The sequence below is a fragment of the Mesorhizobium sp. M0074 genome (assembly GCF_040322975.1).
Lineage (GTDB): Bacteria > Pseudomonadota > Alphaproteobacteria > Rhizobiales > Rhizobiaceae > Mesorhizobium.
The window spans coordinates 292,148-304,122 of sequence record NZ_JAMYUM010000005.1 but is presented as its reverse complement, the minus strand read 5'-3'; the positions used below and the strand labels follow the sequence as shown (position 1 = coordinate 304,122).

Below are 11,975 nucleotides of genomic sequence, written 5' to 3'. Positions count from 1 at the left end.
CGCGAAGCTCCAGCACCCCGACCCGCGTCACCAGCTTGCGCTCGTAATAGCCGGACCGGTAACTCGTCCGCTCCGCCGTCCGCTCGCCTTTCTCGGCCCCGATCGCCTCCGTCATCTCGGCTTCAAGAACCTCCTGCACGACACTCTGCAATGCCTGGCGAAAGCCGTCCTCGTCCGACAACAGCAACGCTTTCAACTCGCCTCTGCTCAGTCTAACTTCTCGATTGGTCATGGCACTTCCCCTTCCACGGGAATCGGTGATCGCAACGTCACCACCGTGCCATGGCCGCTCGCCCCTCAGAGCAGGCGCCGTTCTCTCTCCAAAACTTTTTGCAGAACCTTCAGCACACTATCCTCAAGGGGGAGATTGGCGACTTCTCCGACCGCTCAGACCGGCGTTGACGCGCTGTGCGCGCGTTGCCCAGTCGGCAACCGTCGCGCCAGCAACGCTCTCGCCGGCAACCATCCCGCTCGTCTGCGGCGCAAGCAGGTCGTTGCGGCGGGCGAGGGCGACGAAGGCGGACACGGTCCATCTGCCGTTTCGAAGTCGCGCTTTGGAAGCCTGGCCTTAGAAGTCCATGCCGCCACCGCCGGGCATCGGAGGCATGGGCGTTTCCTTCTTCGGCTTCTCGGCCACCATCGCCTCGGTCGTCACCAGCAGGCCGGCAACAGAGGCGGCACCCTGCAGGGCAGTGCGTACGACCTTGGCCGGGTCGATGACGCCTTGACTGTAGAGGTCGCCGAACTCGTTGGTCTGCGCGTTCCAGCCATAGCCGAAATCGGCCGTCTCGCGCAGCTTGCCGACGATGATCGAACCTTCGGCGCCGGCATTTTCGGCGATCTGGCGCACCGGGGCCTCGATCGCGCGACGCACGATCTCGACGCCGGTCTTCTGGTCCGGATTGTCGACCTCGATATTGTCGAGCGCCTTCGCCGCCCTCAGCAGCGCCACGCCACCGCCGGGCAGGATACCTTCCTCGACCGCCGCGCGTGTGGCGTGCATTGCATCGTCGACGCGATCCTTGCGCTCCTTGACCTCGATTTCGGTCGAGCCGCCGACACGGATGACGGCGACACCGCCTGCGAGCTTGGCCAACCGCTCCTGCAGCTTCTCGCGGTCGTAGTCGGAGGTGGTTTCCTCGACCTGCGCCTTGATCTGGCTGACGCGCGCCTGGATTTCATCCTTGCGGCCGGCGCCGTCGACGATGGTGGTGTTTTCCTTCTCGATCAGCACCTTCTTGGCGCGGCCGAGCATCTCCAGTGTGACGTTCTCGAGCTTGATGCCGAGGTCTTCCGAGATCGCCGTGCCGCCGGTCAGGATGGCAATGTCTTCGAGCATGGCCTTGCGGCGGTCACCAAAACCCGGCGCCTTGACAGCTGCAACCTTCAGGCCACCGCGCAGCTTGTTGACGACAAGCGTCGCCAGCGCCTCGCCTTCGACGTCCTCGGCAATGATCAGCAGCGGCTTGCCGGATTGCACGGCGGCTTCGAGCACGGGAAGCATGGCCTGGAGGTTGGAGAGCTTCTTCTCGTGGATCAGCACATAGGGTTCTTCGAGTTCGACGCGCATCTTGTCCTGGTTGGTGATGAAATAAGGCGAGAGATAGCCACGGTCGAACTGCATGCCTTCGACCACTTCCAACTCGGTCTCGGCGGTCTTGGCTTCTTCGACAGTGATGACGCCCTCATTGCCAACCCTTTCCATCGCCTCGGCGAGGAAGCGGCCGATCTCGGCATCGCCATTGGCAGAGACGGCGCCGACCTGGGCGATTTCGTCGTTCCTGGTCACCTTGCGGGCATTGGATTTCAGGTCGGCGACGACGGCGTCGACCGCCTTGTCGATGCCGCGTTTCAGGTCCATCGGGTTCATGCCGGCAGCGACGGCCTTGGCCCCTTCCCTGACGATGGCCTGAGCAAGAATCGTCGCGGTCGTGGTGCCGTCGCCGGCGGTATCGCTGGTCTTCGAGGCGACCTCGCGCACCATCTGCGCGCCCATGTTCTCGAACTTGTCCTCAAGCTCGATCTCTTTCGCCACCGTCACGCCGTCCTTGGTGATGCGCGGCGCGCCGAACGATTTGTCCAAGACAACGTTGCGGCCCTTGGGACCGAGCGTCACCTTCACCGCATTGGCAAGGATATCGACGCCGCGCAACATCTTCTCGCGGGCTTCGGTATGAAATTTCACATCTTTGGCAGCCATTGGAACACTCCTCGATAGGCAGCTTTTCGTTGACTGGAATGCTTGTTCAGGCCCCGCTCAGGCAGCCTTCTTCATTTCGCCCGTGGCTTCGATCACGCCCAGCACGTCGCTCTCTTTCATGATGAGCAGATCCTCGCCATTGAGTTTGATCTCGGTGCCGGACCATTTGCCGAACAAAATGCGGTCGCCGACCTTGACGTCGAGCGGCTGCAACTGGCCGCTGTCGTCGCGCGCGCCGGGGCCGGCGGCAATGACCTCGCCCTCCTGCGGCTTCTCCTTGGCGGTGTCGGGGATGATGATGCCGCCCGCTGTCTTTTCGTCGACCTCGATGCGGCGGACTAGGATGCGGTCATGCAATGGACGGAACGCCATGTCGTTCTCCTCTCGGGACAAACAGATTTTCGAACATCCTCCTGACCGGACCGGCAATATCGGCCCGGCACGGGGTGCGCGACCCCTTCATCAGGCATCGCGCGCATACGAACTAGTCGCGCTTTTTTCAGCTTTCAAGAGGATAATGCAAAAATTTTAGCACTCGACGCCTGAGAGTGCCAATACGCTGTAATTGTTCGCACATTCGCCGTTTCCGGCGCGATGACCCGGCCGGATTTCCAAATCTGTCCGTCTCCTGAGCCGCTTGCGGCGGCTGGAACCTATGTGGAAGGCGAGGCGTTTTGCAGACCGAGGTTCATTGGGAAGGAAGGATTGCATGACCAGCAGGGACTTTCAGCTCCAGATGCAAGGGTTTGGCCTCACCACGGCGGAGATCCACTACCGTCTGCCCGACCATCGAAGCCTGCTTCAGCTCTATATCTGGCAGGAATACGATATCGCCCCTGATTTCCCGACGCTGAAGCATTTCCTCGATTTCTGGGAGCGCGAGATCGAAGGCCCGCTGCATTCGGTGCGCGTCGCCCATCATCACCTGATCCAGCCCTCCGAATGGCGGGCCGTAAACGGCATTATTACCGTCCACTGAGGAGCAACCCGATCAGCCGCTAGACAGCGGACAAAGTCTCCGAAGCGGGGGAGAGAGGTAGCTAACTCTCCCCCACTTGTTTTGGGTCTCACAATGTCGGAGGGGTCCGGGCTAGCCGGCGTGGTCGACAGGCTTGCGGGCCGATGCGAGCAATCCAGCCTTGCGCGCCGCCCTGACGAAGGCCTTGCGCGCATCACGCGCGGTGCGCCAGCCGTCGAGCGCGTCGCGGCAGGTCCGATAGGCGGCGCGCCAACTCCGGCCGCGTGCACGGTCCGGCCACTGCTGGCGCATGCATTCGATAGCTTCCCAACTGCTGGCGACCTTGCGCTCGCTGGATTGGAATTTCAACGTGATTGGCTCGGCAAAGCGGACGTCGTCCATCACTTCCTCCTTGTTTTCTGATCGTCTTCTTGTTTGAGCAAGCAACGTTATGCTGGCAGGCACCGGCGGCCGGCCGGCGCCGCTGAAGGACATGGTTCGTCTCTCTGCGCGGTTCAAGAGCATCGCGGCAACAGCCGGTTATTCCTCCTCGTCGGGCCCTTGCAGCAGTTCGATCAGCGTCGCTACTCTTGCCGTCGGCAGCGGTCGGCCCTCGTTCACCAACGCCTCGTCGGCGGCGATCCAGGCCAGGGCCTCGCGCAATTCCTGGACCGTCCCGTCCGTCGCCGCAATGTCGGCGATCACGGCTTCGTCGACCGGGCCCAGCACAGAAATGATCTCGTCGCGTGTCATGGTCAGCTCCATCTGCGAGTGCCGGGAACGGGCCCGGCAACACAAGAAATCTGGGTCTTGACCTGCTGCAGACAATAACCGGCCGGGGAAGTCAGCGTTGGCGATTGAAACCAAACAGGCAATCTCCTGCCGGACATCTCGCCGCAAAAAGGGGGATTGGCAGCCTCGCCGAGCCGACCGAAAACCGGCCCGAAAAACCGGCAAAGCGAAAGCCACCGGGTCTTGACTTGCGGCGGACAATAACCAGATCGAAGGCACCGGTCGCCGAAATGGGGCCGGCGAAGCCAGGGAGCGCCAGCTCTTTGGCGCTCCTCGTATCTATGTTGCTCGATGGAGGATGTAGCTATGAGAACCGCATTCGACTTTTCCCCGCTCTATCGGTCGAGCATCGGCTTCGACCGCGTCTTCAACCTGCTGGAAAATGCGCCGCAGGCTTTCGACGCCTGGCCGCCCTATGACATCGCGCGCAGCGGCGAGAACAACTACCGCATCACTATCGCCGTAGCCGGGTTTTCCGAGGACGACCTCGAAATCACCCATGAACCCAACCTCCTGATTGTCTCCGGCCAGCACAAGGAGCCGGACAACGCGGAGTATCTGCATCATGGCCTCGCCACACGGCCCTTTACCCGCCGTTTCGAGCTTGCCGATCACGTCAAGGTCGCAGGCGCCTCGCTCGACAACGGCCTGCTCAGCATCGATCTGGTACGTGAGGTGCCCGAGGAGATGAAGCCTCGGCGCATCGCCATCGCGACCGATGTCGCCTCGCCGAAGACCGGGCCGAAGGTCGCGCAGGTCGAGCAGGCTGCCTGAATGCACCAGTCGAGAAAGGAGACTATGCAATGGCTATTCGTGATCTCATTCCCTGGGGCCGGGAGAACAATCAGGCCCCAGCCTGTTCCGTGACGCCGATCGCGATCCCTTCCTGACGCTGCATCGCGAAATGAACCGCCTGTTCGACGAGGCGTTCCGCGGCTTCGACACGCGGCTGCCGTCGCTCGGTGGCCTCTCCGCGGCCAGCGCCAGCTGGCCCAGTATCGACATCGCCGATGGCGAAAAGGAGATCCGCGTCACCGCCGAGATCCCCGGCATGGACGCGAAAGATGTCGAGCTGCTGCTCGATGACGGCGTGCTGACGCTGCGCGGCGAGAAGCGCGAAGAGACCGAGGACAAGGACAGGCAGTTCTCCGAACGCTTCTATGGCCGTTTCGAGCGGCGTATCCCGCTCGGCTACGAAGTCGACGAAGACAAGGTGAACGCCGCGTTCCGGAACGGTGTGCTCAGCGTGACGCTGCCCAAGACGGAGCGCGCCCAGGCCAAGGCCAAGCGTATCGCCATCAGCGGCGGCGACGGCAAGTCCTGACGGCTCGTAGGACGACACCCCCTCTGCCTGCCGGTTCCGGCGGGCAGAAGCGGGCAAATGTCGATGACCCGTTCTCCCGACGCTCCGGTTCCGCCTGACCAGGCGCAGCACGCCCTGCAGTGCCTGACGACCGAGCATTTCGTCCTGCAAAACGCTCGCGCCGCGACCATTCAGGAAGCGAACCAGAGAGCCGATCTGTTCCTGACCTCGGTCTCGAGCGCAACGATTGCCTTGTCCTTCGTCGCGCAGGTCACGGAGATGGGCAGGCCGTTCGTGTTGTTCAGCCTGATCTTGCTGCCTTGCCTTTTCTTCATCGGACTGGTCACCTTCGTGCGCGCGGTGCAGGTTGCCATCGAGGACATGGTGCATGCCCGCGGCATGGCCAGGATCCGCCACTATTTCGTCGAACTGGCGCCCGTCCTGCAAAGATACCTCGTCAATTCCACGCATGACGACCCCTCGGCGGTGCTGGTCGACAAAGGTCTCAGACCCTCGCCGCTGCAATATTTCATGACCACCGCGGGGATGGTGGGCACGATCAATGGCGCCATTGCCGGCGTCTTCACCGGCATCGTTGTAAAGTCTGCGTTTGGCGGGGGCATGACGCCCGGCGTGATTTGCGGGCTGCTGGTCTTCGCCGCATGCATTCTCATCCTGCGGCGTTACCATAGTCGCGCCTGGGCGGCGGCCGAACAAAGTTTGCCCGCCCTGTTCCCGGGCGACACGGTCAAAGCGAGGACATAGCCGTCCGGCAAGTTTGCGGAAAGTGATGGGCGCCGCCCTTGCGCCTTGCGCGCCAATTGACCATCCTCGCCAAGATCACTTTGCACCGCGGCCGGGGGGTTCGCACATGCCGACGCTTTATGCGCTGAAACCGGCCTTCCAGGCCAGGTTGCGGCCGCTTGCCGACGGACTGGCCAGAGCCGGCGTCACCGCCAACCAGATCACGTTGCTGGCCGCTGCCCTCTCGCTCGCCACCGGCCTTGTGGTGGCAGCCCTTGCCGGCCACCGCGTGGTCTTTCTGCTGATGCCGCTCGTGCTGTTTACGCGAATGGCGCTGAATGCGATCGACGGTATGCTCGCGAGGGAACATGGCCAGGCCTCGAAGCTCGGCATGTATCTCAACGAGCTCTGCGATGTTGTCTCCGATCTCGCTTTGATCCTGGCCTTTGCCGTCATTTTTCCTGCCTGGGGCGTCGTTGCATTTGCGATCGCGGCTATGATCACGGAGTTCGCCGGCGTGCTCGGCATCGCCGCAGGAACCGGGCGCAACTATGCCGGCCCGTTCGGCAAAAGCGACCGGGCGCTGGCGCTCGGCATCCTCGCCGTGCTTATCGCGTCCGGCCTGTGGGTCCCGGCGCTCACGCCGCTCGTGTTTCCGGCCATGGCTACACTCTCGCTGGCGACCGCCATCAACCGGATACACAGCGGCCTTAACGGGAGCGGCAGCTGAATTCCGGTCTCGCCAGGGAGAACAACATGCTTCACCAACAGACGGTTGCGGCAGTGGCTTCAGCCAATATCGAGCGGGTGGCGCAGGAGCGCAGCTTCAAGAGCCATGACGGCACCGAGATCTTCTATCGCTATTGGCCGGCTCTGTCGGAAAACCGCAAGGGCGCCATCCTGCTGTTCCATCGCGGCCACGAGCATGGCGGCCGCATGGCGCATCTGGTCGACGAGCTCGAGATGCCCGACCACGCCTTCTATGCCTCGGACGCGCGCGGCAATGGCCGCTCCGCCGGCGAACGCGGCTATGCGCCGTCGTTTGCCGCGCTGGTGCGCGACATCGATTGTTTTGTGCGCGAGATTGGCAGCGACGGCTTTGCCCGGCCCGACATCGCGCTGATCGCGCAATCCTTCGGCGCCGTGCTTGCCGCCGCCTGGGTGCACGATTACGCGCCCGACATTCGCGCCCTGGTGCTGGCCTCGCCGGCCTTCTCGGTCAAGCTCTACGTGCCCTTCGCGAAGCAAGGCATTGCGTTGTGGCAGAAGCTGAAGGGCCGCTTCTTCGTCAATTCCTACGTCAAGGCGAAATTCCTGACGCATGACCCCGAGCGCATCGCCTCCTTCGACGCCGACCCGCTGATCACCCGGCCGATCGCCTCCAACATCCTGGTCGAGCTCTACGACCATGCCGCGCGCATCGTCGCCGACGCCCGCGCGATCACCGTGCCGACACAGCTTCTGATCTCCGGCAGCGACTGGGTGGTGCGCCATGGACCGCAGCACGAGTTTTTCGTCAATCTGGCGAGCCCGGCCAAGGAGCGGCACGTGCTGCCCGGCTTCTTCCACGACACGCTGGGCGAGCGCGACCGCCACAAGGCACTCGACCTGATCAGGCCTTTCCTCGAAAGGCAGTTCACAGCGCCGGAAAAGCCGGTCGACCTGACCGGGGCCGACCGTGCCGGCTACACACGCGACGAGGCCGACCGACTGGCCTCGCCGCTGCCGCTGCTGTCGCCCAAAGGTCTCTACTGGGCAATCAGCCGCGCCTCGATCCGCATGGGCGCCTGGCTGTCGTCCGGCATGAAGACGGGGATCGCCACCGGCTTCGATTCCGGCTCGACGCTCGACTATGTCTACGAGAACGAGGCGCGCGGCATCAGCCCCATCGGCCGCATGATCGACCGCACCTTTCTCGATGCCATCGGCTGGCGCGGCATCCGCCAGCGCAAGCTGCATCTGGAAGAGCTGATCGGCAGCGCCGCCGCCTCGCTCAAGGCCGCCGGCCGGCCGGTCCATATCGTCGATATCGCCGCCGGCCATGGCCGCTATGTGCTCGATGCCGTGCAGAAATGCGCCGCGCCGCCGGCAAGCGTACGGCTGCAGGATTTCTCCGAGCTCAACGTCTCGCACGGCCGCAAGCTGATCGCCGAGCGCCAGCTGCCGGCGACCGTCTCGTTCCATCAAGGTGACGCCTTCGACGCCACGATGCTGGCCGGGCTCGACCCGGCGCCGGATCTCGCCATCGTCTCGGGGCTCTACGAATTGTTTTCCGACAATGCCATGATCGCCCGCTCGCTCGGTGGACTGGCCAGCGCCATGCAGCCCGGAAGCCTGCTCGTCTACACCAACCAGCCTTGGCATCCGCAGCTCGAGATGATCGCGCGCAGCCTGACCTCGCACCGCGGCGGCCAGGCCTGGGTGATGCGCCGCCGCACGCAGGCCGAGATGGACCAGCTGGTGGCGGCCGCCGGTTTCGAGAAACTCGACCAGCGCATCGACCAGTGGGGCATCTTCACCGTTTCGGTCGCGCGGCGCGTCTGAACATGGACTTGCCTGCTTCTGCCGTTCCTCGCGATGCCCCTGCCCTTCCGGCCTTGCCGCGCGAGCCGTATCCCGGGATAGTCCTGCGCGCCGCATTGTGGCTGTCATTTCTGGCGCCGTTCTTCTACGCCACCTACGGCTTCGCCAATTGGCTGGCGTCGCGGCGCGACGATATCGGCAGCATCGTCTTCGGCTGGGAGCATGGCATCCCGTTCCTTGCCTGGACGATCGTGCCCTACTGGTCGATCAACCTGTTCTATGGCTTGTCGTTGCTGTTGAACAATTCGAAGAGCGGCGTCGACCGCCTTGCCGGCCGCTATCTGACGGCGCAGATCGTCGCCGTCGCCTGCTTCATCCTGTTCCCGCTGACTGCGACGTTCGTGCGCCCGCAGACGAGCGGCCCGCCCGGCTTCATGTTCGCCGTGCTCGGCGGCTTCGACAAACCCTTCAACCAGGCGCCGTCGCTGCATATTGCGCTGCTGGTCATCATCTGGGACCATTGGCGTCACAGATTGACCGGCATCGCCGGCGTCGCCTGGCATGCCTGGTGTTTCCTGATCGGCGCCTCGGTGCTGACGACGTGGCAGCACCATTTCATCGACATTCCGACCGGCGCGCTGCTCGGCCTTTTCGCGCTGTGGCTGTTTCCGCGCGACGGCGCCTTGCCTTTCGCCGGCTTCCGCCTGACCGCGGACCCGAAAGCGCGGCTTCTGGCGCTGTTCTATGCGCTTGGCGCAGCCTTTGCGCTGGCCGGCGCCGCTGCCGGGGCATTGGTCTCGGCGCTATGGCTCATCCTGTTGTGGCCGGCACTGGCGCTGGCCATAGTCGCTTTCGCCTATGCCGGCGCCGGCGCCACGGTGTTCCAGAAAACAGCCGATGGCCGCGTGTCGCTGGCCAGCCGTCTTCTGCTGTGGCCCTACCGGGTTGCCGCCAAGGTCAATGTGTGGGCATGGACGCGAAAGCTTCCGGCGCAGATCGTCATTGCCGACGGTGTTTCCCTTGGCCGTTTTCCGACCGCCGCCGAGGCCGACGCCTTCGGCACGGTGATCGACCTTGCCGGCGAATTGGAAAGGCCGCGTGGCGCCTCGATCCACTGGTTGAGCCTGCCCATGGTCGACCTTTTGCCGCCGTCTCGCGAGGCACGTGCGCAAGCGGTGGCGGCGATCGAGACGGCGCAGAGCCAGGGCACGGTGCTGATCTGCTGTGCGCTCGGCTTCCAACGCAGCGCCGCCGTCGTCGCCGAATGGCTGGTCGCCAGCGGCCGGGCCGCCACGCCGGATCAGGCGCGAGGCCAGCTCGCCGCCGCGGGCCGGCCTGTGCATCTTGGCATGGATGCGGCGACATGACCGCCTTTCGAGATAAGGCCGAGACGTTCGCCGCCGGACTGATGGTGCAGGTGGCGTGGCCGCTGCTGTTGATTGCTGCTGCCTTGCTGGCGGCGCCGGTCATCGGCCTGGCGGCTGCGCCGCAAACATCGTCGCTGTCCGCGGCGGCCTGGCTGATCGCCGCCGCGGGTGCCATAGCCACAATTATTCTCTCGGCCCTGCTTTTGTTCGACGCGCTGCTGTTCCGGCTGATGGCCAGCCACGCCAGCGAGGCAGGCGGCGGTGCGGCGATCGACGACGTGCTGGCGCGCATGCGGCTGAAACCCACGGCGGCAGGCGGCCGCTCGCTCGACCAGCGGATGGCCGGCACGCGCCGTCTGCTCGCCAAGCAGCGTATCGCATTTGGCCTGTTCGCGGCGGCCTCGGTCGTCGCGGCATTCTTTTGAGCCCGTCCATGACAAAGCTTCGCGTCAGCACCTATACCCTGCTGCAGACGGTGACCTCGGTCGGCCTGTCGGCACTGGCCTGGGTGGTCACCGGAGTGCGGCCGATCTGGAACGGCAGCCAGCCATCGGACCGGCAGCGCATCTACTTCGCCAACCATGCCAGCCACGGCGATTTCATTCTGCTGTCGGCCTGCCTCAGCGAGAAGGAGCGCGCCCGTACCCATGCGGTGGCGGCCGCCGATTATTGGGGCAAGACGCGGCTGCGCCGTTTCATTGCGGAGGACATGCTGTCTTCCGTGCTGATCCACCGGCAGTGGACGGATGAAACGCAGCACCCGATCTCGATCATGCTGTCGGTGCTCGACCAGGGCCATTCGCTGATCCTGTTTCCCGAAGGCACGCGCAACATGACCGACGAACCGCTGCTGCCGTTCCGCTCCGGCCTCTACAATCTGTCGATGGCGCGGCCCGATGTCGAGCTCATCCCGTGCTGGATCGAGAACATGTCGCGGGTGCTGCCCAAGGGCCAATTCGTGCCGGTGCCGCTGCTTTGCCGCGTCGTCTTCGGCGCGCCGATCGCCATTCAACCGGGTGAGGAACGCCGCGCCTTTCTCGACCGCGCCCGCGAAACGCTGCTGGCGCTCAACCCCCGGCCGCAGCGAGACGATTGAGGACCAAGGCAAAATGCTACCGATGATGCACGAAACCCTCATTCTGATTGTCGGCCTGCTGGCGGTGCTGATCAGTGCCAGCGTCGTCGCCGGTGTCTTGTCATGGCGCGCGCCAAAGCCGTTGTCGCCGACGCTGGTCAACCTCACCCAGCGCATCAATGCCTGGTGGGTGATGGTGGTGGCGATCACCGTTGCCTTCTTCTTCGGCCGCCCCGGCATGACCATCCTGTTCGCGCTGATTTCGTTCGCCGCGTTGCGCGAATTCGTGACGCTGACGCACAGCCGCCGCAGCGACCACTGGGTGCTGCTCGGCATGTTCGGCATCGTCATCCCGTTCCAGTACTGGTTGGTGTGGACCGCCTGGTACGGCCTGTTCACCATCTTCATCCCGGTCTACTGCTTCCTGCTGATGCCGGCGATCACCGCGCTGCACGGCGACACCGAACGCTTTCTCGAGCGCGTCTCGGCGCAGCAATGGGCGGTGATGATTTCGGTCTACTGCGTCAGCCACGTGCCGGCGCTGCTGACGCTCGAGGTGCCAGGCTTCGAAGGCCGCAACCTGTTGCTGATCGCTTTCCTGATCATCACCGTGCAAGGCAGCGACGTGCTGCAATATATTTTCGGCAAGCTGTTCGGCCGGGATCTCCTGGCGCCGACGGTCTCGCCGTCGAAGACTTGGGAGGGGCTGGTCGGCGGGCTGGCGGCGTCGAGCCTGCTCGGCGCGCTACTGTCGTTCCTGACGCCGTTCTCGCCGCTGCAGGCAGCCGGCGTCGCCTTCATCGCCTGCCTGATGGGCTTCCTTGGCGGGCTGGTCGCCTCCGCCATCAAGCGCGATCAAGGCGTCAAGGACTGGGGCCATCTGATCGAAGGCCACGGCGGCATGATGGACCGTGCCGACAGCCTGGTCTTCGCCGCCCCGGTCTTCTTCCATACGGTGCGCTATTTCTGGACTGTATGAAGGTTGGCGCCGTTTGCCGCGGCGGACGGTTCAG

General features: G+C 64.2%; 14 protein-coding genes and 1 pseudogene. 10 read left to right on the top strand and 5 right to left on the bottom strand.

Translation table 11 applies throughout. The annotated features are described in order from the left end of the window. The 3 genes from NKJ73_RS09850 to NKJ73_RS09840 all read right to left on the bottom strand — a co-directional run. On the bottom strand, positions 1–232 hold a 232-nt coding region (locus NKJ73_RS09850), incomplete at its 3' end, for a transposase (protein ID WP_352569189.1). A gap of 336 nt (positions 233–568) precedes the next feature. Further along, positions 569–2,200, bottom strand: a complete 1,632-nt coding sequence (gene groL, locus NKJ73_RS09845) for a chaperonin GroEL (protein ID WP_352569187.1) — start codon at positions 2,198–2,200, stop codon at positions 569–571. A 57-nt stretch (positions 2,201–2,257) separates the two neighbouring features. After that, the gene (locus NKJ73_RS09840; protein ID WP_352457303.1) at positions 2,258–2,572 is read right to left on the bottom strand and encodes a co-chaperone GroES; all 315 of its coding nucleotides are present in this window, start codon (positions 2,570–2,572) and stop codon (positions 2,258–2,260) included. A gap of 337 nt (positions 2,573–2,909) precedes the next feature. Between NKJ73_RS09840 and NKJ73_RS09835 the strand changes: the two genes are divergently transcribed. After that, positions 2,910–3,179 (top strand): usg protein, encoded by a 270-nt coding sequence (locus tag NKJ73_RS09835; protein WP_023718102.1) that lies wholly within the window; start codon positions 2,910–2,912, stop codon positions 3,177–3,179. Positions 3,180–3,290: 111 nt separating this feature from the next. Here the strand turns inward: NKJ73_RS09835 and NKJ73_RS09830 are convergent, their stop codons facing one another. Both NKJ73_RS09830 and NKJ73_RS09825 read right to left on the bottom strand, forming a co-directional pair. Beyond that, the gene (locus NKJ73_RS09830) at positions 3,291–3,560 is read right to left on the bottom strand and encodes a DUF982 domain-containing protein (protein ID WP_352569186.1); all 270 of its coding nucleotides are present in this window, start codon (positions 3,558–3,560) and stop codon (positions 3,291–3,293) included. Positions 3,561–3,698: 138 nt separating this feature from the next. Then, the gene (locus tag NKJ73_RS09825; protein WP_245274651.1) at positions 3,699–3,911 is read right to left on the bottom strand and encodes a hypothetical protein; all 213 of its coding nucleotides are present in this window, start codon (positions 3,909–3,911) and stop codon (positions 3,699–3,701) included. 345 nt (positions 3,912–4,256) lie between these two features. Here NKJ73_RS09825 and NKJ73_RS09820 point away from each other — a divergent pair, with 345 nt between their 5' ends. From NKJ73_RS09820 to NKJ73_RS09780, 9 genes and pseudogenes are all read left to right on the top strand, one after another. Continuing rightward, positions 4,257–4,724 (top strand): Hsp20 family protein, encoded by a 468-nt coding sequence (locus tag NKJ73_RS09820; protein ID WP_352569185.1) that lies wholly within the window; start codon positions 4,257–4,259, stop codon positions 4,722–4,724. A gap of 29 nt (positions 4,725–4,753) precedes the next feature. Beyond that, positions 4,754–5,274: pseudogene (locus NKJ73_RS09815) on the top strand (Hsp20/alpha crystallin family protein). Between the two features lie 63 nt (positions 5,275–5,337). After that, positions 5,338–6,018: a hypothetical protein gene (locus tag NKJ73_RS09810; protein ID WP_352457308.1), complete on the top strand. Its 681-nt coding sequence runs from the start codon at positions 5,338–5,340 to the stop codon at positions 6,016–6,018. 106 nt (positions 6,019–6,124) lie between these two features. Further along, positions 6,125–6,727 (top strand): CDP-alcohol phosphatidyltransferase family protein, encoded by a 603-nt coding sequence (locus NKJ73_RS09805; RefSeq protein ID WP_352569184.1) that lies wholly within the window; start codon positions 6,125–6,127, stop codon positions 6,725–6,727. Positions 6,728–6,753: 26 nt separating this feature from the next. Next, positions 6,754–8,541, top strand: coding sequence for a bifunctional alpha/beta hydrolase/class I SAM-dependent methyltransferase (locus NKJ73_RS09800; protein ID WP_352569183.1), 1,788 nt, complete (start codon positions 6,754–6,756; stop codon positions 8,539–8,541). Between the two features lie 2 nt (positions 8,542–8,543). Then, complete coding sequence (locus NKJ73_RS09795; RefSeq protein WP_352569182.1) at positions 8,544–9,887, top strand: phosphatase PAP2/dual specificity phosphatase family protein; 1,344 nt, start codon at positions 8,544–8,546, stop codon at positions 9,885–9,887. After that, positions 9,884–10,312, top strand: a complete 429-nt coding sequence (locus NKJ73_RS09790) for a hypothetical protein (RefSeq protein ID WP_352569181.1) — start codon at positions 9,884–9,886, stop codon at positions 10,310–10,312. The genes NKJ73_RS09795 and NKJ73_RS09790 overlap by 4 nt, the downstream gene beginning before the upstream one ends. Before the next feature lie 8 nt (positions 10,313–10,320). Then, positions 10,321–10,983, top strand: coding sequence for a lysophospholipid acyltransferase family protein (locus tag NKJ73_RS09785; RefSeq protein ID WP_292664595.1), 663 nt, complete (start codon positions 10,321–10,323; stop codon positions 10,981–10,983). A gap of 22 nt (positions 10,984–11,005) precedes the next feature. Then, positions 11,006–11,941, top strand: a complete 936-nt coding sequence (locus NKJ73_RS09780; RefSeq protein WP_352569180.1) for a phosphatidate cytidylyltransferase — start codon at positions 11,006–11,008, stop codon at positions 11,939–11,941. Positions 11,942–11,975: the final 34 nt, after the last annotated feature.